This window comes from Streptomyces sp. DSM 40750, from assembly GCF_024612035.1.
Lineage (GTDB): Bacteria > Actinomycetota > Actinomycetes > Streptomycetales > Streptomycetaceae > Streptomyces.
The window spans coordinates 8,290,277-8,315,298 of sequence record NZ_CP102513.1 but is presented as its reverse complement, the minus strand read 5'-3'; the positions used below and the strand labels follow the sequence as shown (position 1 = coordinate 8,315,298).

Annotated in this window: 20 protein-coding genes and 1 pseudogene; 6 read left to right on the top strand and 15 right to left on the bottom strand. The window is 70.2% G+C overall.

The window, feature by feature from the left end:
* Positions 1-126: 126 nt before the first annotated feature.
* The 3 genes from JIX55_RS36945 to JIX55_RS36935 form a co-directional block, all read right to left on the bottom strand.
* On the bottom strand, positions 127-2,343 hold the full coding sequence (locus JIX55_RS36945) for a glycogen debranching N-terminal domain-containing protein (RefSeq protein WP_257567560.1): 2,217 nt from the start codon (positions 2,341-2,343) through the stop codon (positions 127-129).
* A 382-nt stretch (positions 2,344-2,725) separates the two neighbouring features.
* The gene (locus JIX55_RS36940) at positions 2,726-4,267 is read right to left on the bottom strand and encodes a DUF4192 domain-containing protein (RefSeq protein ID WP_257567559.1); all 1,542 of its coding nucleotides are present in this window, start codon (positions 4,265-4,267) and stop codon (positions 2,726-2,728) included.
* Positions 4,268-4,628: 361 nt separating this feature from the next.
* Positions 4,629-6,788 carry a RecQ family ATP-dependent DNA helicase gene (locus tag JIX55_RS36935; protein ID WP_257567558.1) on the bottom strand — a complete coding sequence of 720 codons (2,160 nt, stop codon included), beginning with the start codon at positions 6,786-6,788 and terminating at the stop codon, positions 4,629-4,631.
* Between the two features lie 269 nt (positions 6,789-7,057).
* On the opposite strand from JIX55_RS36935, the pseudogene JIX55_RS36930 reads away from it, so the two are divergent.
* Both JIX55_RS36930 and JIX55_RS36925 read left to right on the top strand, forming a co-directional pair.
* Positions 7,058-7,649 (top strand): annotated as a pseudogene (locus JIX55_RS36930) (recombinase RecQ); the annotation flags it as partial.
* Positions 7,650-7,946: 297 nt separating this feature from the next.
* Entirely contained in the window at positions 7,947-8,573 is a 627-nt protein-coding gene (locus tag JIX55_RS36925; RefSeq protein ID WP_257567557.1) for a hypothetical protein, read from the top strand.
* Positions 8,574-8,953: 380 nt separating this feature from the next.
* Here the strand turns inward: JIX55_RS36925 and JIX55_RS36920 are convergent, their stop codons facing one another.
* The 3 genes from JIX55_RS36920 to JIX55_RS36910 form a co-directional block, all read right to left on the bottom strand.
* On the bottom strand, positions 8,954-9,559 hold the full coding sequence (locus tag JIX55_RS36920; protein WP_257567555.1) for a hypothetical protein: 606 nt from the start codon (positions 9,557-9,559) through the stop codon (positions 8,954-8,956).
* A 68-nt stretch (positions 9,560-9,627) separates the two neighbouring features.
* Entirely contained in the window at positions 9,628-10,329 is a 702-nt protein-coding gene (locus JIX55_RS36915) for a ribonuclease HII (protein ID WP_257567554.1), read from the bottom strand.
* Positions 10,330-10,412: 83 nt separating this feature from the next.
* Positions 10,413-11,036: a TetR/AcrR family transcriptional regulator gene (locus JIX55_RS36910; RefSeq protein WP_257567553.1), complete on the bottom strand. Its 624-nt coding sequence runs from the start codon at positions 11,034-11,036 to the stop codon at positions 10,413-10,415.
* Between the two features lie 170 nt (positions 11,037-11,206).
* Here JIX55_RS36910 and JIX55_RS36905 point away from each other — a divergent pair, with 170 nt between their 5' ends.
* Complete coding sequence (locus JIX55_RS36905; protein ID WP_257567552.1) at positions 11,207-12,757, top strand: MFS transporter; 1,551 nt, start codon at positions 11,207-11,209, stop codon at positions 12,755-12,757.
* Positions 12,758-12,831: 74 nt separating this feature from the next.
* Here the strand turns inward: JIX55_RS36905 and JIX55_RS36900 are convergent, their stop codons facing one another.
* The 4 genes from JIX55_RS36900 to JIX55_RS36885 all read right to left on the bottom strand — a co-directional run bounded on the left by JIX55_RS36900 (position 12,832) and on the right by JIX55_RS36885 (position 17,039).
* Positions 12,832-14,481: a DUF4153 domain-containing protein gene (locus tag JIX55_RS36900; protein WP_443046614.1), complete on the bottom strand. Its 1,650-nt coding sequence runs from the start codon at positions 14,479-14,481 to the stop codon at positions 12,832-12,834.
* Positions 14,482-14,717: 236 nt separating this feature from the next.
* Entirely contained in the window at positions 14,718-15,620 is a 903-nt protein-coding gene (locus JIX55_RS36895; protein ID WP_257567551.1) for an ADP-ribosylglycohydrolase family protein, read from the bottom strand.
* Between the two features lie 12 nt (positions 15,621-15,632).
* Positions 15,633-16,292, bottom strand: coding sequence for a histidine phosphatase family protein (locus JIX55_RS36890; RefSeq protein ID WP_257567550.1), 660 nt, complete (start codon positions 16,290-16,292; stop codon positions 15,633-15,635).
* Positions 16,293-16,433: 141 nt separating this feature from the next.
* Positions 16,434-17,039, bottom strand: coding sequence for a YdbC family protein (locus tag JIX55_RS36885; RefSeq protein WP_257567549.1), 606 nt, complete (start codon positions 17,037-17,039; stop codon positions 16,434-16,436).
* A gap of 154 nt (positions 17,040-17,193) precedes the next feature.
* On the opposite strand from JIX55_RS36885, the gene JIX55_RS36880 reads away from it, so the two are divergent.
* Together JIX55_RS36880 and JIX55_RS36875 are read left to right on the top strand one after the other, a co-directional pair.
* Positions 17,194-17,727 carry a TerD family protein gene (locus tag JIX55_RS36880; protein WP_257567548.1) on the top strand — a complete coding sequence of 178 codons (534 nt, stop codon included), beginning with the start codon at positions 17,194-17,196 and terminating at the stop codon, positions 17,725-17,727.
* Between the two features lie 33 nt (positions 17,728-17,760).
* Positions 17,761-17,886: a hypothetical protein gene (locus JIX55_RS36875; protein ID WP_257567547.1), complete on the top strand. Its 126-nt coding sequence runs from the start codon at positions 17,761-17,763 to the stop codon at positions 17,884-17,886.
* A 296-nt stretch (positions 17,887-18,182) separates the two neighbouring features.
* On the opposite strand, the gene JIX55_RS36870 is transcribed toward JIX55_RS36875, so the two are convergent.
* Positions 18,183-18,836: a TetR/AcrR family transcriptional regulator gene (locus tag JIX55_RS36870; RefSeq protein ID WP_257567546.1), complete on the bottom strand. Its 654-nt coding sequence runs from the start codon at positions 18,834-18,836 to the stop codon at positions 18,183-18,185.
* Between the two features lie 133 nt (positions 18,837-18,969).
* On the opposite strand from JIX55_RS36870, the gene JIX55_RS36865 reads away from it, so the two are divergent.
* Positions 18,970-19,722 (top strand): NADPH-dependent F420 reductase, encoded by a 753-nt coding sequence (locus JIX55_RS36865; RefSeq protein WP_257567545.1) that lies wholly within the window; start codon positions 18,970-18,972, stop codon positions 19,720-19,722.
* Between the two features lie 322 nt (positions 19,723-20,044).
* Here JIX55_RS36865 and JIX55_RS36860 read toward each other — a convergent pair whose 3' ends face one another.
* The 4 genes from JIX55_RS36860 to nrdR form a co-directional block, all read right to left on the bottom strand.
* The gene (locus JIX55_RS36860) at positions 20,045-20,425 is read right to left on the bottom strand and encodes a helix-turn-helix domain-containing protein (RefSeq protein ID WP_257567544.1); all 381 of its coding nucleotides are present in this window, start codon (positions 20,423-20,425) and stop codon (positions 20,045-20,047) included.
* Between the two features lie 16 nt (positions 20,426-20,441).
* Positions 20,442-21,041 (bottom strand): tyrosine-type recombinase/integrase, encoded by a 600-nt coding sequence (locus JIX55_RS36855; RefSeq protein ID WP_257567543.1) that lies wholly within the window; start codon positions 21,039-21,041, stop codon positions 20,442-20,444.
* Positions 21,042-21,254: 213 nt separating this feature from the next.
* A complete protein-coding gene (locus JIX55_RS36850) occupies positions 21,255-24,149 on the bottom strand; it encodes a vitamin B12-dependent ribonucleotide reductase (protein ID WP_257567542.1) in 2,895 nt (964 codons plus the stop codon).
* Between the two features lie 160 nt (positions 24,150-24,309).
* On the bottom strand, positions 24,310-24,870 hold the full coding sequence (nrdR, locus tag JIX55_RS36845) for a transcriptional regulator NrdR (protein WP_257567541.1): 561 nt from the start codon (positions 24,868-24,870) through the stop codon (positions 24,310-24,312).
* Positions 24,871-25,022 lie beyond the last annotated feature (152 nt).

Below are 25,022 nucleotides of genomic sequence, written 5' to 3'. Positions count from 1 at the left end.
GATAAACACTCCCTTCGCCGGTCGCTTCCACACTTGATCCACTTCTGTCCGACACCGGCCTCACGAACCGACCTCCGATCTCACGGGCTCGGCACCGCCGATCGTCTTCTCACCCATTACGCGTGGTCACACCCCCAACTGCAGCCCGTCGGCCGCCTCCTCGACCAAGGCGAGCCCCAGCCTGCTGACACGTACGGCGAACGGTGCGCCCGCGACGCGCAGTCCCGTGAGGCCGATCTCGCCCAGCGGCGCACTGCGCACCGGCCGCAGCGTCACCGTCCCGGCGGGGGCGTCGGGCCGGATCCCTACGAGCGTGGTGAGCAGCAGGACCCCTGCGGCCGCCGCTGTCGCGGCCGGTCTGCAGGCGGCCGGGTGAGGCAGCGGGGCACCCCCTGCCGTCCGCTGCTCCCCCGCGTACATCTCGGGCAGCCGATGGCCGAAGCTCTCCGCCGCCGCCAGCACCCCCCGCAGCAGCGAACTCGCCTCCTTCTCGTATCCGGCGGCCGCCAGCCCCGCGACCGCGACGGCCGTCTCCTGCACACGCACGGCACCACTGCGATGGCCGAACGGGTTGTACGCCGCCTCCTTCGCGCCCAGGGTCCGCAGCCCCCACCCCGAGTCCATGGCGGGCCCGCCGAGCAGTCGCGCGAGCTGTTCGGTCCGCACTTTGTCGAGAAGTCCCGGGGCCTGCTCGCCCGCTCCGAGCAGCCCGGTGTCGAGGAGGTGGGCGGCGCCGGCGCCCAGGTGCGGAACGAGATGCCCGTCCGGGGTCCGTGCGGCCGCGGGTCTCCCGCCCCCTCGGTCCTCGACCCAGAAGTCCGCCGCGAACCGCGTCCGCAGCTCTCTCGCCCAGTCCCTCAACTCGGCCCCGCCCGGTCGGCCGTACGTGTCGAGGAGATCGGCACCCAGCAGCGCGGCCCGGTGGGCGTGTGCCTGGGTCTCGCAACGCAGCGGCCCGCCGGGGCGCGGGTCGGGCAGATAGGTGCCGCTACCGGCAGCGGCCCGCAGCCATCGCAGGCAGCGCTCTGCGGTGGGTAGCAGTTCCTCGGTCTCCTGCTCGGAGAGCCCCCATCGCCGCGCCTCCGCGAGGAGCACGGGGAAGAGGAGGGTCGCGTCGGTACCGGTGCAGCCCGGTGGCAGATGCGCGCCCGCGTCCCGGCGAGGGCCGGGGATCATGCCCGACTGTGCTTCCGGGCCCGCGATCTGCGTGCGTGCGAGGGTGCGCAGGGTGCCCGCGGCGAGGCGCGTGCCGAGCGGCAGCGTCATCCGGGCCGCGGCCAGTGCGTCGGCCGGAGCCATGCCGCAGCGCCAGGGCGCGCCCGCCGCGAGGTGGGTGTCGGACGGGTTCTGCGGGTCGCGCAGCAGCAGGGCCTCGAGGTCCTCCAGACAGGTGTGGAGCAGGGTCTGCGCCGCCTGGTCGTCGCCCGCGGCCTGCACCTGGGCGAGGGGGCTCGTGGCGCCGCGTCCCACCGGTCTGAGGGGTCCCGCGCCGTCCGGCCGTACGCGCAGCTCCACGCTCCGGGTGCCGCCGGGTGGTAGTTCCAACTCCCAGCGCAGCAGTCCCGCAGAGGCCAGAGCATCGGCGGGCGGAGGGTGGGCGGTCACGGTCGAGTGCCCGTTGACGCAGGACCAGCGGAGGCCGGCGTCGTGGACACTCGCGGGCAGTTCCGGGCCGGCGCTGCCGGAGGCGACGGCGCCCAGTTCCGCGAGATCCGTGCCCAGGGACACCTCGACGGGCAGGCGCAGCGGGCGGCGGGCCGTGCTGTGCAGGGTGATCCGCTCGGTGCCGTCCGCGTACCGTGTGCGCTCGACCATGACGTCCGGGTCCGGCCCGGCGTCGGCGGCCATGCGCAGCGTCCCCATGAACCGGGCTCGGTCGGCCGTGACCATCCTCGCCTGCACGGCCAGCGGTTCCCGTCCGGCCACCCGCACCTGACAGCGCGAGAGCATGCGCCGTCCCGCGCGGTAGAAGCCCTCCAGTCCGGTGCCGGTCAGCTGGCCCTGCTCCGTCGAGATCGCCAGGCCCGGCAGAGCGACGCAGATCAGCGTGGCGTGGGCCGGCGGCAGCTCCCTCGGACGGCGCGGGGCAGCGGGCGGCGCCTGCGGGGCCGAAGGGCCACCCGCACCTGTGGGAGGCGGCCCCGGAGAGCCGCCCGTGCCGGTCGGGGTGGACACCAGGCCGCTCGGACTCCCTGAGCGTGAACCCGCTGGACGGGGCGTCGGATCGCGGAGGTCCGTGCGTGGAGCGCCGGTGTTGTCCTCGCGGGCCCGGGTGGAGGGCTGGGTGGACCTGCGGAAGGACGGGACGTCGTCGTAGGCGTTGGGGAGTGAGGGCAGGGACATGGGGCGGCTTCTTCTGTGTTCGGCGCGCCCTGGGTGCGCTCGGCACCGGGTGGGGAGCCGGAGAGGGACGGGGGTGATACGGCGGCGAGGCCAAGCCACGGGTACCGCCACACAGGTGAACGGAACGGCTCCGCTCCGGGTCACGCCTCTGCCCCGGGAAGCCGACCGAAGAGTGGCGGGGTGGTGCGGTGGTGCAGCTGGGATGATCGGGAAGCCGGGAGCGGCGGCGGGGTCGGGTGGGTGGTGTCCGGATCGGCGCTGCGGGTTGATGTGAGCCGGAGCGAGGGAGACACGCTCATGCGAACCCAGTGGAGCAGCGCACTCAGGTACGCCCAGAGCCGAGGCAGCACGTTCTCATGAGCCCTGAGCCGGACCTGTGTACTCACGTATCCCCCTCCGTGGCTTGCGCCCCGCCACTGCGGCGGACCCGTGCCCGACCGCTCGGGCCGTCGGCCGCATGCCCCGGCCGCCGATGGGCGAGCGAGTGGCCGTCGATGGAACGCGCGCGGCGGGCACGGGTCGTGCCGGGCGATCGCCTGGTGGTGCGGGCATCGGGGTTCCCTTCCGCGCGGGACCTGCGCCGACGCCGGGAGCCGGTGGCCACGCAGGGCTGGTCCGAGGCCCCTTCCACGCCGGGAGACTGGTCGGCGAGGCTCGGTTCGCTGTCGGCGCCGGCGCCCGCAGTGGCGGTAGTCAGGTCGCGTCCCCTGCGCTCCGCTCGCAGGCAGCGGCGAATGGACTCGGGGTCGAGGCCTTCGTTGCAGGCCTGGTGCAGGAGGCGGGCGAAGAGATAGTCGGGGTCTGCCGCGAGGGCCATGGCCAGGGCTTCGCGGGCCTCCAGTTCATCGCCGGAGGACCAGGCGACCCAGCCGACGAGTGTGAGCGGGGCGGCGGCGTGCTCGCCGTAGGGGCCGACACAGCGCCGGGCCAGCACGCGCCAGAGGCGGAGGGCGGGGCCGGCTTCGTCGCCCTCCATCCACTCGGCGGCTCGGTCGCGGGTGGCGCGGTCCTGGAGTCCGAGGATCAGGGTGGCTGCGTCGTCGTGCCCGACGATTTCGTCGTCGCGGAGGTCCGCGTCCAGTGTGCCCAACACGGTCGGGGTGTCCGCCAAGCGCCCCATGATGCGTTGCGCCACGGCGAGCGTCTCCTCGGCCACGTCCGCCCGGCTCTCCGCGTCCAGGATCCGCGGGATGAGGGCGGACTGGGCGGCATCGAGAGCGGCCTCCTGCTGCAGCGCTGCCGCGGTCTCCCACGGCAGGAGCCTGGCCCGCATCTCCTTCAGGGTGCCGCGCACTTGAAGGCCGGCGTAGGTCGCGGCGGCGGCCAGCACGGAGGTACCCGGCAGCCCCATCGCTTCCCCGTCGGGTGAGCAACATCCGTTGCCCGGGCAGCAGTAGGACCAGAAGCGGCCGTCGGAGATGCACAGGGCCTCCACCACCGGGACGTCGAGGCTGCCGCAGGTCCTGCGCAGCAGCTGAGCCAGTGGCCGCAGGCGCTCCATGACGTCGCGTGCCGACTCACCGCTCGCCGGGTCCTGGCAGAGGAAGGCGACCATGCTCGCCGGTTTGGCGCCCCGGCGTTCACTTCCGGTCACCAGGCCGTGGGCCAGCTGCTGGGCCACGGAAGGCCAGTCGTCCGTCTGGGCCGGGATGCCGAGCCGTGCGCGCCCGCCGAACCGTCCCCGGGCGTCGCGGTCGTGCAGCGCGACGAGGACGATGCTGTCCTCGGGGCGGTATCCGAGCAGGTACGGCAAGGCGTCGGCGAGCTCGGCCGGTGTGCGGAGGGTGACCTGATGTTCGCCGGGAGACCGGGCGGCCGCGCCGTGCCCCAGGTACGCGGAGGACTCGGCGCTCCCTCCGCATCCGTTCTGCCCGCTGATGTCACTGTTGCCGGAGGTCCCGGCTGCTTCGCTGTGATTCGTCATGCGGCGACCATCTCGCGGATCTTGAAATTCCGCTTTGCCCTGTGGATAAGTCCGACCATGATCACGTCAGAAACTGTCCACAGTTCGCCCTGCTCCTTCGCGCGATGTCCGAGGCATCGGGTTGCATGGGGCCATGAGCGACGAGGACCTGCCCACCACGGACCGCCAAGATCTGCGTACGGCCGCCGACGCCGTCGGACGTGCAGTTCGTTCCGCCGGCCGCTCCGTACCACCCGCGTCTGCCGGACGCCCCTCCCCGGTCCGCCTGCCCCACCGACGCTGATGGGCGGCTGCACGATGCCGCGTGCCGCCACGGGGGACGCATTCCCCAGGTCAAGCGCCAGGAGTGGAACGGGGAAGCTCAGCCGGCGGCAGCGAGGACCAGTGGAAGAACCTCGCCGGTTCCGGCCTGGCGCAGGAGGCGTGCGCCTACGGCCAGGGTCCAGCCGGAGTCGGTGTAGTCGTCGACGAGCAGGACCGGGCCGGGGGTGGCGGCCAGGGCGGCGGCGAGTTCGTCGGGCACGGTGAAGGAGGCGGCCAGGGCGCGCAGCCGCTGGGCGGAGTTGCTGCGGTGCGCCGCGTGCTCGCCCGCATGCGGGGTGTAGGCGAGGCTGCCCAGCAGCGGAAGCCTGCCGACCCGGGCCACGCCCCCGGCCAGTGAGGCGACCAGTTGCGGGCGGGTACGGGACGGCATGGCGACGATGCCCACCGGCCGCGCCACCGCGTCAGGAGAGCCGCTGGCCCAGCCGCCCGGCGAGCGGGCCCAGTCGGCCACCACCGTCACGACGGCGGCCAGCACGTCGTCCGGGACGGGCCCGTCCACGGCCTGCTCCGACAGGAGCGGGCGCAGGCGGTTGCCCCAGCCGATGTCGGACAGCCTGCCCAACGCTCGCCCCGTGACCGCCTGCTGGCCCGCGGGGATACGGCCCTTGAGGTCGACCCCGACCGCGGCGAGCCCGGTCGGCCACATCTTGCGAGGCTCGACCTCGACCCCCGGGCGGTCCAGCTCGCCGGTCGCAGCCGCCAGGGCCCCGGGCGAGACGGCCGGATCGAGCCAGGGCCCGGCGCAGGAGTCGCAGCGACCGCACGGGACTGCCTTCTCGTCGTCCAGCTGCCGCTGCAGGAACTCCATCCGGCACCCCGCGGTCGCCACATAGTCCCGCATGGCCTGCTGCTCGGCGGCCCGCTGTTTGGCGACCCAGGCGTAGCGCTCGGTGTCGTACGCCCACGGCTGCCCTGTGGCGGTCCAGCCCCCCTTCACGCGCTTGACCGCACCGTCCACGTCCAGGACCTTCAGCATCGTCTCCAGGCGCGAGCGCCGAAGATCCACCAGCGGCTCCAACGCCGGCAGCGACAACGGACGACCCGCCTCCTCCAGTACCGTCAGCGTGCGGCGCACCTGTTCCTCGGGCGGGAAGCCCACCGAAGCGAAGTACGCCCAGATCGCCTCGTCCTCCCGCCCCGGCAGCAGCAGCACATCCGCATGGTCCACACCACGCCCCGCCCGCCCCACCTGCTGGTAGTAGGCAATCGGGGACGAGGGCGACCCCAGATGCACCACAAACCCCAGGTCCGGCTTGTCAAAGCCCATCCCCAGCGCGGAAGTGGCGACCAGTGCCTTCACCCGGTTCGCCAGCAGATCCTCCTCCGCCTGCAACCGGTCGGCGTTCTCCGTCTTCCCCGTGTAGGAAGCCACCGGGTACCCGCGCTGCCGCAGGAACGCCGCGACCTCCTCCGCCGCCGCCACCGTCAGCGTGTAGATGATCCCCGAACCCGGCAGATCCCCCAGCCGCTCCCCCAGCCACGCCAGCCGATGCGCCGCATTCGGCAACTCCAGCACCGCCAACCTCAGGCTCTCCCGGTCCAGCGGCCCCCGCAGAACCAGAGCGTCCCCGCCCCCCGTCCCCAACTGCTCGGCCACATCAGCGGTCACCCGCGCGTTCGCGGTCGCCGTCGTGGCCAGCACCGGCACACCCTCCGGCAACTCCGCCAGCATCGTCCGCAGCCGCCGGTAGTCAGGCCGGAAATCGTGCCCCCAGTCGGAAATACAGTGCGCCTCATCGACCACCAGCAGACCGGTCGTGGCCGCCAACTTGGGCAGCACCTGATCGCGGAAATCCACGGAATTGAGGCGTTCCGGACTTACGAGGAGAACGTCGGTCTCGCCGCGCTCGACCTCCCCGTAGATGGTGTCCCACTCCTCCGGATTGGCCGAGTTGATGGTCCGCGCCTGGATCCCGGCGCGCGCCGCCGACTCGACCTGGTTACGCATCAGCGCCAGCAGTGGCGAGATGATCACCGTCGGGCCGGAGCCACGCCGCCGCAGCAGAGCGGTGGCAACGAAGTACACCGCCGACTTGCCCCAGCCGGTCCGCTGCACCACCAACGCCCGCCGGCGCTCCTCCACCAGAGCCGCCACCGCCTGCCACTGGTCCTCCCGCAGCCGCGCCGACCCGCCGGGGTCACCGACGAGCTCGGCGAGGATGGCGTCGGCTTCAGTGCGGAGCTCCAGATGGTCCATGCCCCCATGCAACCCGATGGCACTGACAATCGGCGAATCCACCCAGAGCGACAAAGGGCTCACAAACGGTGCACCTGCCACGCACCGATCGAGGACGACCAGGGCAGAGCGCTCCGCCACAACGATCCTCGATCGGACCGTTTACGCAGGTCAGGGCTCCAGACCGTCCGGAATTCGAAATGCCTTCCCAGTTCCGTGGCCCCGAGCGCTCAACAACCCGGACTTCCGCGACCAGGTCCTGCCGGAGCCGGCGGCCGCGACCGGTCTGCCGCACGACGTGGCCGACGTGGCTGCCCGAGGTCGGGGTCAACCCGAAGGGGCGCATTCCAGCCGGTGAGCAGGGCTGCGCCGGGGCGCGCGGGGCGACTCTCGGACATCGGCCGGGGCAACCGGCTGCGGCCCATGCTCGCGGCCCAGACCCCGGACGGGCCGGTTCCGGACGATGTGGCGAAGGCCGTGGTCGCCGCGCTGACCGACTGGGCGCAGGGCCCCGGCGGCTGGGCGTCGGCCTCCGGGCAGGCCGACGCCCAGCCCCGCCCGGTGGGTGTCGTCACCATGGCGTCCCGCTCCCGGCCACAGCTGATCGGTTCCCTGGGCTCGCGGATCGCCGAGATCGGCCGTCTGCCCCTGCTGGGATCGGTGGCGTACACCGGCGCGGTTTCCCAGGTCACTCGTAGCGACAGCGCACAACGGCTCAAGGCGCTCGACGTGGCGCCGACCGTGCCGCCCGAGCCGGCCGTCGCCCTCAAGGAGGCGGGCGGGCCCGTGCTCCTCGTCGACGACGCCACCGAGACCGGCTGGACGCTCGCGGTCGCCGCGCGCCTACTCCGGCGCGCGGGCGCACAGGGGGTGCTGCCCCTCTGCTGCCCCTCTGCTGCCCCTCGTTCTGGCCGTCCGGGCGTGACCGACCCGTCAACCGGATGTAGGCGTGCCGCCTAGGCGTTGCCGACACGTTCTCTGCGCAGGGATATAAGCGGTGGATCACCACAAAACTGCCAGTGGCCCCAATTGCTCGTTGCCGCAACGAAGTTCGCCAGGAAGAATTGGAGTCCGTTCCCCGCACGGCCCACCCGCGAATCGGTAGGGCTTCCGCTGCGGCGTGCGCTCCCCAAGTCCGACCCCCGCCCGCAGTGTGGGCGCGTAGCCGAAGGGAGGATCGTGACCTTCGGATTCGCTCCGTCCTCGGCGGCCTCCATGTCGACGTCTGCCGACCCGTCCGCCGCTTCCGCCAACCGGATGCTCGAGCCCGCGGAATGGGCCGCCGCCGGGATTCCGCTGCTGCGCAATCCCCGGGAGGTCGTCAGCGGCCTGCACGCGCGGCATCAGCCCCGGCCCGCGACGGCGGTCATCGCCGTCCTGGATCCGGACGAGCGGCTGAGGGCGAGCGCCTCGTTCATCCGGCGTCCGGCCCCGGCCGACGGCTGGATGTTCCGCAACACGCTCCTCGCCCAGTTGCGCCGGGTCATCCCGCACGACCTGCGTCGGCGCACTCCGGTGCGTACCGCGGTGCTGCTCTACTGCCGTGACGGCGACGCGCGTTGGACGGAGGAGGACGGGGCGTGGATGTGGGGGCTACGGGACGCCTGCACGCTGCACGGACTACGCTGCGGGGCGTACATCACGCTGACACGCGACGGCTGGCAGGTCCTCGGCGAGGGCCGCGGCGGCCGCCGTCCCCACGCGGACTCACCGGCGGAGCCCTTCGCCACGGCCATGGCACCGCCGCCGATGCCACGCACCGGCGGCGTCGCGTCGGAGGTACTGCGCCGGGCGGCGGCACGCTGAGCCGCCTGCTCACAGGCGGCTCCGGCTGAGACCCCGTCCGCGCCGGGCGCGTGGTGGAGGCCCGACCTGGACGCTCAGCACGTAGCGGGCCCAGACCGATCCCTGATGAGACGAACACCGGCCCTGGACCGGCGCCGACGGTCAAACAGCCCGGCCCCGGTGCGACAAACGTCGGACACTGCCGCGCAGACCCCGGCCGAGACGCCCCCCACCCCATATGGGCACCCGTCCGAAACCCCCGGACATGCCGAAACACCCCGCAGGCACGCCGAAGCGCCCCGTCGCGGGGTGTGGCCGTCAATGGCGCCCAAGTCGTCCCCGGGCACGCACGGCCCCCCGGTGAGCCCTGACGGGCCGACCGGGGCGAGGTCCGCAGTCGCTCAGACTCCGGCGCCCAGCACCGAGTTGATCGTCTGCGGGTCGCCGCACACGATCAGCAAGGTCCGGGCCCGGCCGAGGGCCTTGGGCAGCGCCTGCGCGGTGACGGCATCGGTTCCACCGTTCACGGCGACCACGACCACGGGACGCGGCGCGGCCCGGTCGGTGGCCGACGCATCGGCGTAGAAGACGTCGTCGCCCGCGTCGTGCTGCGCCCAGTAGGCGGCCTCGCCGAAGGAGAGCTCGTGGTCGGCCCACGGATGCGACTCGCCGGTGGTGATCACCAGCACGTCGCCGGGGGCTCGGCCCGAGTCCAGCAGCAGGTCGACGGCTTCCTCGGCAGCGTCCAGCGCGCCCTCGGCCGAGGCCGGGATCAGCTGGACCTGCGGGGTGGCGGCAGGGGCGGACGGCCCGGGCTCGGCTGCGGCGTGCGCCGCGCGCTGAGCCGGCACCGGCCGGGCAGGACCCGGACGACCGGGCCGCGGCGGAGCCGCGGGACGGGGACCGGGTACGGGACGGGGGGTCGGCGCGACCCGGCCGCTGGCCGGAGTGGCACGCGGGCCCTGGGCACTCTCGTGAATCTGAGGCTCCTCGGGAATGAGAGGCATGAGCTGATTTTTATCAAACGCCGATGCGACTCGCGTCGGCGGGTGGCACATGAGTGCGAACGAATCCGTCAGAAATCGAAGCCGAGTTGACCCTCGATCTCCGGAACGCTTCCGTTCGCCCAGTTGCGGGCCTTCTTGAGATGCCGCCACTGGGGCAGCGCATCAAGATACGCCCACGACAACCGGTGGTACGGGGTGGGGCCCCGCTCCGCCAGCGCGGCCTTGTGGACAGGCGACGGATACCCGGCGTTGGCCGCGAAACCGAAGTCTGCATGGTCGACACCCAGTTCGGCCATCATTTTGTCGCGCTGAACCTTGGCGATCACCGAGGCCGCCGCCACGGCGACACAGGACTGGTCACCCTTGATCACCGTACGTACCCGCCAGGGCGACCCGAGGTAGTCGTGCTTGCCGTCGAGGATGACCGCGTCGGGCCGCACCGGAAGCGCCTCCAGGGCCCGTACGGCGGCCAGCCGCAGCGCGGCGGTCATACCCAGGTCGTCGATCTCCTCCGGAGAGGCGTGACCGAGGGCGTGCGACGTCACCCACTTCAGCAGTTCCTCGGCGAGCGTTTCGCGTCGCTTGATCGTCAGGAGCTTGGAGTCGGTGAGGCCCTCGGGGGGTCGGCGCAGTCCGGTGACCGCCGCGCAGACGGTGACGGGGCCGGCCCACGCTCCGCGCCCCACCTCGTCGACACCGGCAATGATCTTCGCTCCGGTCGTGGCGCGCAGGGAGCGCTCGACGGTGTGAGTAGGTGGTTCGTACGGCATGGCGCCCTTAGCCTACGCCGCCCGCGTCCCCACGCGACACCCAGGTTTCCCGGGGCAACCTCAGCCCCGCCTCTCAACCCGGCTCAGGTGCCCCGTCGGCACAGCAGCGGCACCATCAACTGGTCGATCATCTCCTCGATGTCCCGCTCGTTCCATTCGCTGCCGCACATCTTCGAGCGATACATCATCATGGCCGGAATCGCGTCGAAGACATACCCGTTGGCCGCGTCGGGCCGCACCTCGCCCCGGCGAATTCCCCGCTCCACGATCTTCCGCAGGAGCTTGACCGTCGGCTCCACGACACCCTCGACGATCACGCCATGGAAGCGCTCGGCCTGGATGGTGTCGCATTCGTGAATCACCGAGCGCAGTGCGAACCCGGGGCGCGAGAACATCGCCTCACGCGCCTGCCGGCACAGCTCCAGCAGATCCTCGCGCACGCCGCCCAGGTCGGGCGCCTCCTCGAAGCGAGGCAGTCCGGCCTGGAGAGCGTCCGCGACGAGATCCTCCTTGGAGGGCCAGCGGCGGTAGACCGCCGCCTTGCCGGTCTGGGCGCCCGCGGCGACCCCCTCCATGGTGAGGCCGCTCCAGCCGACCGTACTGAGCTGCTCCAGCGCGGCATCGAGGATCGCGCGCTCGAGCACGGCGCCGCGCCGGCGCGGGGAGGCCGTCTGAGCAGGAGCGGCCGTCCAGCGCGAAGTGACCATCTGTGTTTCTCCGTTGAGCCGAGGGATGGGGATGCGAGAAGCGGAGCGGACGGGCGGTGCACGCCACGGCGGCGACTTTGGTGAACGCTTGCGTTCACTAAGGGGGACTCACTACCGTGGACGCGTCAGTGAACGCCAGCGTTCACTAAGGCACTTGTGGGGGACCCATAGTGACAACCTCTCCGTTGATTCAGGATCAGAAGCCGGGAGCTGCCCGCCGGGAGGGGCGCCCCGGCATCGCACTCACCGTCATCGCGGCCTGCCAACTCATGGTGGTACTCGACGCGACGATTGTGAACATCGCGCTCCCGCACATTCAAGACGCGCTCAAGTTCAGTACCACCGACCTGACATGGGTGGTCAGTGCCTACACGCTGACCTTCGGCGGTCTGCTGCTCCTGGGCGGCCGGGCCGGTGACATCCTCGGCCGTCGCCGTGTGTTCATGACCGGAATTCTCGTCTTCACCCTCGCCTCGCTGCTCGGCGGATTCGCCCAGGAGCCCTGGCAACTGCTGGCGGCGCGCGCCCTCCAAGGCGTCGGTGGCGCGATCGCGTCACCCACCTCGCTGGCACTCATCACCACGACATTCCCCGAAGGACCCGAGCGGAACCGGGCGTTCGGCGTCTTCGCCGCGGTCTCCGCCGGTGGCGGCGCCATCGGTCTGCTCGCGGGCGGCATGCTCACCGAGTGGCTCGACTGGCGGTGGGTGCTGTTCGTCAACGTGCCCATCGGTGTGCTGATCGCCGTCCTCACCCCGATGTACATCAGCGAGTCCGAGCGGCATCCGGGGCGGTTCGACATCGCGGGCGCCCTCACCTCGACAGCCGGTATGGCCTCGCTGGTCTACGGGTTCATCCGCGCAGCGGAGGACGGCTGGCGCGACAGCCTGACCATCGGTTCCTTCGCGGCGGCGGTGATCCTACTGCTGGTGTTCGGCTTCATCGAGAGGCGGGCCAAGGAGCCCATCACGCCGTTGCGGATGTTCACCGACCGCAATCGCTCAGGCACGTACGTGATCATGCTGAGCCTGGCCGCGGCGATGTTCGGGATGTTCTTCTTCATCGTGCTGTTCGTGCAGAACGTGCTGCAGTACACGCCGATCGAGGCCGGTCTGGCCTTCCTCCCGGTGACCGTCGCGATCGTCACCGGTGCCGGTCTGTCCCAGCGGTTCCTGCCGGTGCTCGGACCCAAGCCGTTCATGGTGGTCGGTTCGACGATCGTCGTACTCGGCCTGGCGTGGCAGACCTTCATCAGCCCCGACAGCTCGTACGTCGGCGGGGTGCTCGGCCCGATGGTGCTGTTCGGCTTCGGCATGGGCCTGAACTTCGTGACACTCACCCTGACCGCGGTCTCCGGGGTCGCCCCCCACGAGGCGGGCGCGGCGTCCGGTCTGCTCAACGTCACACAGCAGGTGGGAGGTTCGCTCGGCCTGTCCATCCTCACCACGGTCTTCGGTACGGCCAGCCGTGACGAGGCGGAGAATCAGGTACGGCTCTTCATGACGCAGGCCACGGACGAACAGAAGGCCGAGTTCGCGAAGACCCAGCAACTGCCTGCCCCATGGAGTCACGAGGTGCTCGCCCAGGGCATCTCGACGGCGTTCATACCGGCCGTCGCGATGGCCGTACTCGCCCTCGCCACCGCCGTATTGGTGATCAGGGTCCGCAAGAGCGACCTGGAAGCACTCTCCGGCACGGCCGGCCCCGCCACCGGAGGCTGAAGGGGCGACCGCGGACGGCCGGACCACGCCCAGCAGACCGGCGGTGAGGCATGGTCCGGCCACCCTGCGATTCCTCAGGGGTACAGCGCCTCCTCCTCGCGCATTCCGCACGCCGGTCCGCTCGCTCCCGGCGACACCGGACGTGCCTCCAGAATGCGCCGGGCCTCGGCCTCTCCCCAACTCGTGGCGTACCAGGGGCGGTTGGCCCGGTCTTCCAGGTCCGCGTCTATGTCCCACAGCGCGCACGACCGCATGGGCTCCTTCAGCCGGTCCAGGGCGGGCACGGCGTCGGCGGACAGCCCCCTCGCGTACTCGAGGTCGAAACGGCCCGTGGTCTCGTACCGCTCGACGTTGCGCTCGGCGATCATTCCGTCCGGCGACACGAGACCGAACGCGAGCACTCCGGCGACCGCACTGGCCGCGACGGCACGCGGCAGCCAGCGGGCCCCCCACACACCGGCGGCCATGATCAGCACGATGACCAGGCCGAGCCAGAGCTCCATGGTCATCACGGAGATCCTCAGTCTCGTCAGCCCGTAGGCCTCCACATACATGTCCATACGCCGCACAGCGGATGCCACGACAACGAGCGCCAGCGCGCACAGGGTTCCCAGCACACCACGCACGAGCGTCCGGTCACTCGATCGAGTGCGCGGGGCCCAGCGCAGGGCGATCACGATGACCAGCAGGGTGAGCAGCGTGGCCATGAGCAGCTGCCAGAACCCCTGGCGCGCGTACTGGGCGTATGTCTGGCCGGTCTCCTTCAGGACGGCGTCGTAGCCACCGAAGAGCACAGCGAGCTGGACGGCGTTGAAGACGGCGAAGAGCGCGACGAGCCCGACGAGTGGGAGCGCCCACTCGACGCGGCCCCGGGCGCGTCCCACGGGCACCTGGACCCGGTCCCAGTGGGCGGGCGCGGCCGCCGTACGGGCCGCCGCGAGGGTCCCGAACAGTCCCAGCGCGAGGAGCAGGATCCGCCAGGGCCCGTCGGACACGGAGATGTCGGGCACCAGAGCGCCGAGCAGGTCCGCGAAGGCCGCGTCGGCGCCGGCGAACAGCGCGCCGAAGACGAAGAGCAGGACGGCGGCCACGACCAGCGCCCGCAGCAGCGGCGCCAGCCGGCCCCGGTCGCCACCCAGCCGCTCGCGCAGCCCCTGCCAGGCCCAGGCCGGGCCAGTGACCAGCGAGGTGAACACACCGATCGGGCCCAGCAGGACGGCGGGCCAGGTGCGGCCGCCGTGCAGCGCGAGCGAGCCCGCCGCGAGGGCCGCGACGACGGCGAAGAACGTGGGCCACTCGGCAGCACGCAAGGCGGGCACGGTCAGCAGGGCGAGCCCGCCGACGCCCCAGACGAGCGCCCACGGGCGGGGGCGGCGGCCCGCCCTCCGGCCGGCGAAGTACACGGCGAGCGTGGCGGGCACGGCGACGACGACTATGTTGACGGCCAGTCCCTCGCCCAGCAGCAGCATGCTGAGGACGCCGGTGGCCAGGGCGGCCCACAGGGTCGCGGTGCGGATCGGCGCGGGATCGTCAGGCCTGAAGTCGATCAGCGCAGGCGTCGGGGGCGGTCCGCCCGACAGCGGTCCGGGGCCGCCCGCCTTGCGCCCCGGTACGGCATCCATGGTCACTGCCGCCCCCGGGCGACCCTCTTCGGTCGCAGCCCGCGCCCTGGGCACCGGGCCTTCGGGCTCCGACGCGGCTGGTGTCGACGGTGTTTCGGACATGGGACCCCCTCCCCCGACCGGCCCTCACCGCCCACCGGACGCAGCGTGCAGCTGCGGCAGAAGGCACGTGGCCGGTATCTCGTCGCCGCGTCTCGTCATGATCCACAAGCGGCGTGGCCGACAGGGTATGCCGCAGGAGAGCACCCACGACGGCCGAGGAGCGCACTGTGGCACTCCTGTGACAGTTGAGGCGATTGGGACAGGGGGAGCCTGGGAATCGCGTCCCGTTCGGTCGGCTATCCCACCCGCATCCAGTCCGGAAACGTCTCGGTCTGCTCCACCCACGCCTCGGGAGGCGCCCCGGCCTTCCCGGAGGCGACCACTCCCCCGACGATCGCGCAGGTCGTGTCGACGTCGCCGCCCACTTGGGCCGTGGTCCAGAAGCCCTGTTCGTAGTCGCCGAGGGCGCGTGCCGCCGACCAGAGCGCGAAGGGCACGGTGTCGTGCGCCGTCGTACGCCGTCCGCAGCCCAGTACGGCGGCGACGGTGTCCGCGTCGGCGTAGTCGAGCATGTCCCGGGCGCGCCGCAGACCCGCGCCGACGGCGCTCTTCGGGACGAGCGCGATGACGCCGTCGAGCAGCGCACCGGCGCTCGGCGGTCCGGCCGGGTCGGCCGCGAGGGCGGCGGCCGCCGCGACGGCCATGGCGCCGACGACAGCCTCGCGGTGCTGGTGTGTGGGGTAGGCCGAGATCTCCGCCTGGTGGGTCGCCTGCTCGGGGTCGTCCGCGTACCAGGCGCCCAGCGGGGCGATGCGCATGGCCGCGCCGTTGCCCCAGGATCCCTGGCCGTTGAAGAGCGCGGAGGCGAGCTCGCGCCAGTCACCGCCCTCGCGGACCAGGCGCAGCAGGCGGTTGACCGCAGGACCGTAGCCCCGGTCGAAGTCGTGGTGCACGGCGAAGGAGCGGGCGAGCTCGTCCTGGTCGATCCGGTGGTGGGCCGCGAGGACGGCCACGACGGAACAGGCCATCTCGGTGTCGTCGGTCCACTGCCAGGGTCCGGGCGGGGTCTCGCGGCGCTTGAGCAGCGGGTAGTTCACCGGCACGAAGTACTGCGAGCCCAGCGCGTCCCCCACCGCGAGTCCGCGCAGGCTGGCCAGGGCACGCTCCAGGCGGCCATCAGAAGAGGAGTCAGCGGTCATCGCCCTGCCACTCTAACTGGTGGCCCCATACGATTCCGGGTCGCGCCAGCGGTCGAACGGCCTGTCGAGCGTGTACCGGCCGTCGTCTCCCAGAACGAGCATCCGCATCTCGGCGTTCCCGGGGTTCGACAGCGACTCGAACTCCGCCACCGTCCAGTGGAACCACCGCATGCAGAACAGCCGCATGGCGAGCCCATGGGTGACGAGCAGGACGTTCGGCGGGTGGTCCGGGTCCTCGAAACTGCGGAACAGACTTTCCAGGAAACCGCCGACCCGGTCGTACACGTCGGCGCCGGACTCCCCCTGCGCGAAGCGGTAGAAGAAGTGCCCGTACGCGTCCCGGTAGGCCTTCTGGAGTCGTACGTCGTCGGGGTCCTGCCAGTTGCCCCAGTCCTGCTCGCGCAGTCGGGGCTCCTCGCGCACGCGCACCTGTTCGGGGTCCAGATGAAACGCCTGGAACGTCTCGTGCGTCCGGCGGTACGGGGAGACGTAGACGCTGACGCGCTCGCGGCCGAGGACGTCGCGGATCCGTTTGCCGGTCTCCTCCGCCTGCCGCCAGCCGAGATCGGTGAGCGCGAGGGCGTGGTCGGGCTCGCGCTCGTACACGGTGTCATCAACATTGCCCGTTGACTCGCCGTGTCGGACAAGGATGATGCGCCGTGGTCGTGCCATGCCAAGACCCTAAAGGGGACGACGGCGGATCGAGCACTCGTCCGGGTGCCATACGGCGTACGTCACACAAGTCCCGCACATCAGAAGGCCCGATTCGTGCGTCCGGTTTCCGGACTCACTCCCGACTCGTCGGTCCGGCTCTCAAACCGTCCAGCTCGGTTCCAGTTCGACGATATCTCCCGCCAGAGCGGCGACGTCGGCTTCGAGCTGGGCCCGCAGAGCGAGGCGTTCGATGCGTTCGACGCGGTACTTGCCGTGCTCGGCGGCCGACTGCCACATGGAGAGGATCATGAACTCGTGGCCGGGCGCCTCGCCGAACAGGCCCCGCACCATGCCCGGGGAACCGGCCATCGCCGGGTTCCAGACCTTCTCCTGCATCAGCGCGAAGTGCTCGGCCCGCTCCTCGTGGACACGGCAGTGCGCCACGCGCACCAGGTCGGAGTCCGTGAAGCGCGGCTCGAAACCGGTCTTCACGTCGAATCGGTGGTCGAAGAGCTTGACCTGCATGTCCTTGAAGGTGCCCGACTGCGAGGCGGCGAGCCGGTCGTGGGAGCGCGCCATGAAGGAGTCGTAGAAGGCTCGGCTCTCCCAGAACGAGAAGATGTGTGCCACTCCGGGTCGCGCACGGCTCCAGCCCCCACCCTGTCCACGGAAACCCGGCTCCCCCAGAAGCCCCGCCCACTTTCGCTGCCCCCGCTCGAAACCGCGGCGGTCCACCACGGTGCAGCGAATCCACTTGACCAGCACCGCGCCATGGTAAGGCCACGGAGCGTGGCGCCGGTCACTCTCCGGCCGGTTGCACCCGGGCGAGCGCCACCGCGCACATGCGAGGATGGGCAACTGGCCTGGACCGCCAGGCAGTTCGGCCCGCAAGCACAGGAGAACGGGGAGGAGAGTTCTGTTGAACGGCCTCAACAAGGGCATCCGCAAGGTCGAGGTGTCGGTGAAGTGGGATCCGAGCCCCGCCGGACAGCCGCCCACGGATCTCGACATCATCGCGGCGACCTACCCGGCGGCCGATCCGACCGGAAGTCCCGCCTATGTCGTGCACTTCGACAGCCGCTCGCCCGACGGCACCATCACGCTCAACCGCGACAGCAAGAACGGCCAGGGCTTCGGCTGGGACGAGGTCATGACGGTCGAGCTGAACCGCCTCGACCGCCGATACGGGCGGGTCGTCATCGGTGTCGCCATACAGCAGGGATCCGGCCCCAAGACCTTCGTCAACGTCCACAAGCCCGGTCTGCGCATCCGTGAGGACTACACGGTCCTCGCCGAGAACGACTTCGGCGGCGTCCTCGGCTCCATGGCCGCGACCGTCGCCGAGTTCACCCGTGACGACACCGGCGAATGGACCTTCCACCCGGGCATCCAGGGCTACGACGAGGACCCGGCGACCTTCGTCCGCATCATGGGCGGCCGCCGGGAGTCCTGATCCTCCTGCCCGGAGGGTCCCCCACCACCCCCGATGGGAAAGCCGTACCACAACGCGTACTGCTGGGTCTGCCCCATCAAAGACGGAAAGCTGCAGGCACTCACCGAGTACCGCGACACCGATCTGATAGCGAGACGCTTGGAGATCCGGGTGAACTGAAGCCCCGCTGATCAACGCGCCGGTGCGGGGAGCCGCGTTTCGCGGCTCCCCGCACCGATGTGATCAGTCATTTCACGCCCGGAAGGCGCTCATGTTACTGGGACCTGCTGGGAGTCATAGGTACGCCGAGTTCGACTCATCCCAGGCGACGGAGTGGTCTCGTTCACGGGTTCGGGGTTCTGGCACACAGTCCGTGAGGGCAGCGGTCAGGAGGCCGGAAGAGCGGAGACCTGTAGGAGCCGGATTCGGTTGTGTCGGCAGCCCGCGCGTGACCTTCTGGCGCATGCCGGTCGGCCCTACCGGACCGTCGGCAGCAAGGAGTTGTGGACGAGTGCCGGGGGTAGAGGCCCGGTGCCGGTGGCGCACATGCCGTCGAAGGTGAGCCGCAGGTAGCGCCGCCAGGCCGACGGATCGGCAGCCAGCAAGGGTGCGGCGGTGTAGTACACGCCGCAGATCAGCAGCATCACGTCCTGCCCGTTCAGGTCCGCACGGAGTGAGCCGTCGCGTTGCGCCCGCCGCGCCAGTGACTCGGCTGTTGCGATCAGCTGCTCCTGTCCGGCCTGTATCTCCGGGTGCCGAACATCCGAGACCATACGGAGTGCCTCCGCGAGCGCCCGGTTGTTTGCGTAGAGATCGACGCCCGCGCTCATGAACTGCAGCAGGGCGGCGTCGGCGTCGGCCTGCTCGGCCTGCTGGCGGCCCACTGCCACCAGCCCGTCGATTTCCTCGCTGATGATCGCGGCGAACAGGTCCTCCTTGGTGGGGAAATGCCGGAAGACGGTTCCCTTTCCGATACCCGCCCGTGCCGCGATCTGTGCAACGGACCCTTCGGCGCCGTGCTCGGCGAACACCTCCGCGGCAGCCTTCAGCAGTGCCTTGCGCGTCCGCACCGCGTCGGCCCTCATCCGTCGCGCGGGCGGCGCTGCAACGGCTTCTTCTTCAGTGCTCATGGGTCCACTCTACGCAACATGACCGGGCGGTCCGGTTAGGTGGCACGATAGTTAAAGTGACCGGCCGGTCCGGTTACGGTTCGTGGCTGTGGCCGGTCCGGCGTTTCCTCATCCCATGGGAGAACAGAGCACCATGAGCAAGACACTCGGCTTCACCGGCAGTGGCAACGTCGGCGGCACCTTGGCCCGCCTTGCTGTCGCCGCAGGCCTGGACGTCGTCCTGAGCAACTCCCGCGGCCCCGAGTCCCTCGCCGGTCTCGTCGCCGAACTCGGCCCCCGCGCCCGTGCGGCCACCCCCGCCGAGGCCGCCGAGGCCGGGGACCTGGTGGTGGTGTCCATCCCGCTGAGCGCCTACGAGAAGATCCCGGCAGAGCCGCTGGCGGGCAAAATCGTGATCGACACGCTGAACTATTACCCGGAGCGCGACGGCCGCATCGCCGAGCTGGACGCCAACGAGCTGACGACCAGCGAGCTGGTGCAACGCCACCTGGCCGACTCCCGTGCGGTCAAGGCGGCCAGCAACATCGTCTCCAGCCAGCTGTCCAGCCTGGCCCGCCCCTCGGGTGCCCCGGACCGCAGTGCCATGCCGATCGCCGGCGACGATGCCGCCGCCAAGACGGAGGTCGTGGAGTTGCTCGACATCCTCGGCTACGACGCGGTGGACATCGGCACGCTCGCCGACAGCTGGCGCAGCGGACCAGGCACACCCGTCTACTGCAAGCCCTACTTCGGGGAAGTGCCCAAGGACGTGAGCTTGGACAAGACGATGGAATGGATCTACCAGGCCCCGGGCGTTCCGGTACCTGCCGACCGGGTGAGGGAACTGACCGCCACGGTCGTCCGGGGCCCCGCGGGCGGCAGCTTCTCGATCGACGCCTGGACCTGAGTGGAGAGCATCGCGGAAGAAGAGGTGGAACCGGAACTCCTGACCGCGTCCGGACACCGACCCACCGCGGTGGTTCCGGCCGCCGGCGAGGAGACAGACGCCTGCGGCTGCCGCCCCGGCTGCGACTGCTGCGGCTGAGCCGACACCTGCACGAGGCAGAGGACCCCGGCCGTCACACGGCCGGGGTCCCTCTGCTGTCCAAGCGCAAGACCGCTCTGGGCCAGTCCGGCAGCTTCAATAGCGGCGGCGACAGCGTCCAGCGTCGCGCCCGAAAGGCGGCCGTGAATAGCGTCCGCCATCTCAGCCGCGGTCTTGCCGGCCGTCACAGGAACTCGCCAGCGCGAACGACTTTCGCAGCGCGCAGCCGTTCCCGGGCGGCCGGGTCGGGCTCGTGATCAGCCACGACCTGCCCGAGGTCAGCCCACAGATCGGCCGGCGTGCAATCGAAGATCCGGCAGAGCGCGAACTGAACCTCGACGGTGAGTCGCGCCGGCGCTTGGGTCACCAGTTCGTGAACGCGGCTGTGCCCGATCTGGACCCCTTGGGCCGTCAGCAGTTCATGGACCTGTTTGGCGAACCGGATTTGGGCATTGGCCATCAGCACCGGCAGCTGCCACCGAACCGCCTGCCCCCAAGGCATGATCCGCACCAGCGGCCCTCGCGCAGTACCGCCGACGTCATTCCTGGCTGCCGCCTGGGCCATGGTTCATCCGACGCCGCTAACGGGTCCGCGCGGTCAGGTCGGCGATTGCCGCCGTCATCTCACGGTTCATGTGATCTTCGCCGACGTGAATGTAGTTCGAGGTCGTCGATGCCAGCTTGTGCCCGGCCTGGCGCTGCCGCCACGCGGCATCGCGGCCTGCCTCAGCGGTGTGTGTCAGATAGCTGTGGCGCAGGCAATGCGGTGTCAGGTTCGTGTCCAGACCGCAGGAATCGCGGCGCTCTGCAAAGGCACTCTGATAGGTACGGGTCGTGAGCGGCTGCTGACGGCCGGAGCCGTCACAGCGCTCGGAGGGCCACAGCCAAGGCCCTCCGGGGAAGACCGGCCGGATGTCCTCCAGGTAGACGCGAAGCGCCTCGACCGCCCAGTCCAAGACCATCTGCACTCCGCACTGGCGGTAGGTACCACCCTTGCTGCGCTTGCCCCAGCGGACTCGCACGACGGCCAGACGGCCGAACTGCGGTGCAACCGGATGGGGTAGCAAGTCGCAGGTCTGGAGCTTGACAAGCTCGCCCGCACGTACGCCAGTGGCGTACTGGACCTTGAACATGGTCGCATTTCTCCAGGCGGCCGCCGCACCCTTGTGGTTGGCGGCCACGAGTTCTTCAACCCGTCGTCGACATGGTCGAAGAGCACCCGCAGCTCGTCTCTGCTGACCTCTCGCCGTTCCGGCCGGTGATCGCATTCTTCGTGGGCCCTGCGGCAACAGCAAGCAGGTCCGACCAAAAGGTCGGACCTCCTCACAAACCCAGCATCACCAAGACCTCAGCAGATGCGTCGAGTTCCGGTTAGACCGGATGACTTCGGGGAGTCAGCTGCAGCCGCTGGTCGAGCCGCAGCCCTCGCAGATGTAGCAGGAGCCGGCCCGCTGCATCTTCGTACCGCAGGAGAAGCACAGCGGGGCGTCGGCATGGATGCCCAGCTGCATCTCCACCAGCTCGGCGCTGGTGTGGGCCTGCTTCGGGGCGGGCACGGCCACCTCGGCTCCGGCCTTCGGCGTGGCGACGGCCTTCAGGTCCGTCTGCCGCGGGGCCGACTGCGCCAGACCCTCGACGTCGACGTCCTCCTCGGCGGGCTCGTACGAGCCGGTCTCCAGGTGGCGCTGACGCTCCTCGGCGGAGTGGATACCGAGCGCGGAGCGCGTCTCGAAGGGCAGGAAGTCGAGCGCCAGGCGGCGGAAGATGTAGTCGACGATCGACTGCGCCATCCGCACGTCCGGGTCGTCCGTCATGCCGGCCGGCTCGAAGCGCATATTGGTGAACTTCGAGACGTACGTCTCCAGCGGAACGCCGTACTGGAGGCCGACGGAGACCGCGATGGAGAAGGCGTCCATCATGCCCGCGAGGGTCGAACCCTGCTTCGACATCTTCAGGAAGACCTCGCCGAGACCGTCGTCCGGGTAGGAGTTGGCGGTCATGTAGCCCTCGGCGCCGCCGACCGTGAAGGAGGTCGTGATGCCGGGACGGCCCTTCGGGAGACGCTTGCGGACCGGGCGGTACTCGACGACCTTCTCGACCGCGGTACGGATCGTCTCCTCGGCCTTCTCGGTGATCTCGGCCTTCTCCGAGTCCTTGGTCTTCGCGGAGAGCGGCTGGCCGACCTTGCAGTTGTCGCGGTAGATCGCAAGCGCCTTGACGCCAAGCTTCCAGGCCTCGAAGTAGATCTCCTCGACCTCCTCGACGGTCGCCGTCTCCGGCATGTTGACCGTCTTGGAGATGGCGCCGGAGATCCACGGCTGGATCGCGGCCATCATGCGGACGTGACCCATCGGGGAGATGGCGCGCTCGCCCATGGCACAGTCGAAGACCTCGTAGTGCTCCGGCTTGAGGCTCGGGGCGTCGATCACATTGCCGTTGTCGGCGATGTGGGCGACGATCGCCTCGATCTGCTCCTCCTGGTAGCCCAGGCGGCGCAGGGCCTGCGGGACCGTGCCGTTGACGATCTGCATGGAGCCGCCGCCGACCAGCTTCTTGAACTTGACCAGCGCCAGGTCCGGCTCGACACCGGTGGTGTCGCAGGACATGGCGAGGCCGATGGTGCCGGTCGGAGCGAGCACGGACGCCTGCGCGTTGCGGAAGCCGTTCTTCTCGCCGAGGCGGAGCACGTCCTGCCAGGCTTCGGTGGCGGCGGCCCACACCGGGGTGTCCAGGTCGTCCATGCGCACGGCCGTGCCGTTGGCGTCGGAGTGCTGCTTCATGACGCGGTTGTGGGCGTCGGCGTTGCGGGCGTAGCCGTCATACGGGCCGACGACCGCGGCCAGCTCGGAGGAACGCTTGTACGCCGTGCCGGTCATCAGGGAGGTGATGGCGCCGGCGAGGGCGCGTCCGCCGTCGGAGTCGTACGCGTGTCCGGTCGCCATCAGCAGGGCGCCGAGGTTGGCATAGCCGATGCCGAGCTGGCGGAAGGCTCGGGTGTTCTCGCCGATCTTCTGGGTCGGGAAGTCCGCGAAGCAGATGGAGATGTCCATCGCGGTGATGACGAGCTCGACGACCTTCGTGAAGCGCTCGACCTCGAAGGACTGGCTGCCCTTGCTGTCGTCCTTGAGGAACTTCATCAGGTTCAGCGAGGCCAGGTTGCAGGACGTGTTGTCCAGGTGCATGTACTCGCTGCACGGGTTGGACGCGGTGATACGGCCGGACTCGGGGCAGGTGTGCCAGCGGTTGATCACACCGTCGTACTGAATGCCCGGGTCGGCGCAGGCCCACGCGGCCTCGGCGAGCTTGCGGAACAGCGCCTTGGCGTCGACCTTCTCGATGATCTCGCCGGTCATACGGGCGCGGAGGCCGAACTCGGTGCCGTTCTCGACGGCCGTCATGAACTCGTCGTTCACACGGACGCTGTTGTTGGCGTTCTGGTACTGGACGGAGGTGATGTCGTCGCCGCCCAGGTCCATGTCGAAGCCCGCGTCGCGCAGGGCGCGGATCTTCTCCTCTTCCTTCACCTTGGTGGCGATGAAGTCCTCGACATCCGGGTGGTCCACGTCGAGGACGACCATCTTGGCGGCGCGGCGGGTGGCACCGCCCGACTTGATCGTTCCTGCGGAGGCGTCGGCACCGCGCATGAAGGAGACCGGACCGGAGGCGTTGCCACCGGAGGAGAGCAGCTCCTTGGAGGAGCGGATACGAGAGAGGTTCAGGCCGGCGCCGGAACCGCCCTTGAAGATCATGCCCTCTTCCTTGTACCAGTCGAGGATCGACTCCATGGAGTCGTCGACGGCCAGGATGAAGCAGGCGGAGACCTGTTGGGGCTGCGGGGTGCCCACGTTGAACCAGACGGGGCTGTTGAAGCTGAAGATCTGGTGCAGGAGGGCGTACGCCAGTTCGTGCTCGAAGATCTCGGCGTCGGCCGGCGAGGCGAAGTACTTGTGGTCCTCACCGGCCTTCCGGTACGTCTTCACGATGCGATCGATGAGCTGCCTGAGGCTCACCTCGCGCTGCGGGGTACCCACGGCACCCCGGAAGTACTTGCTGGTGACGATGTTGACCGCGTTCACCGACCAGAACTCGGGGAACTCGACGCCACGCTGCTCGAAGTTGACCGAGCCGTCGCGCCAGTTGGTCATGACGACGTCACGGCGCGCCCATTCCACCTCGTCGTACGGATGCACGCCGGGGGTCGTGTGGATGCGCTCGATACGCAGGCCCTTGCTCGCCTTGGTGCCCTTGGCGCGGGAACTCCGTGCCGGACCGCTCGCCGTCTCTGTCATGCCGCCTCCCTGTACGGGCGAAAACGCCCTGAAGTGCCACGTTGTTCCCGTGACACGGTGTTCTGTCTTGTGCCGCTACCCGGCTGACACAGCCGTTCGCGACAGGTCTGGATCGCCGCCGACCGTCCGGCCCCATCGGTCCGGCGGCGCGGCCCGCCGATCAGTCGGCGGCGTTGGCGGGCACGGGGACTTGGGCAGTCCCTCCGGACCCGCGGTCGTTCTCCAGGCGCTTCTCGACCGTGATCTCGACGTCCTCGTCGTTCACGTCGGGGCGCTGCTCCTGCTCCCTGAGTTCCGCGATGGCGGCCTCGAAGTCCTCCAGCGAGTCGAACGCCCGGTAGACCGAGGCGAACCGCAAGTAGGCGACGAGGTCGAGCTCCTGCAGCGGGCCGAGTATGGCCAGACCCACGTCATGGGTGGTCAGTTCGGCGCTTCCGGTGGCACGCACCGCCTCCTCGACCCGTTGGCCGAGCTGGGCGAGCGCGTCCTCGGTGACAGGGCGCCCCTGGCATGCCTTGCGGACGCCGTTGATGACCTTGGTACGGCTGAAGGGTTCGGTCACGCCGGACCTCTTGACCACCATCAGCGAGCACGTCTCCACCGTCGTGAAACGACGGGAGCAGTCCGGACACTGGCGGCGCCTGCGGATCGACGTACCGTCGTCCGTCGTACGACTGTCGACGACACGGCTGTCGGGGTGCCTGCAGAAGGGACAGTGCATAACTCCAACCCTCCTCACAGCACGATTCAATAGCCCCACGGGCCACTTGATCCCCGCGGAAGCAGCCCCAAGCATAGGGGATGACCAAGAGCCCGAAGACCCGGGGGACCACAACTTCTGGGCTGTTGTTGCAATCCAAGCACTAGATGTAG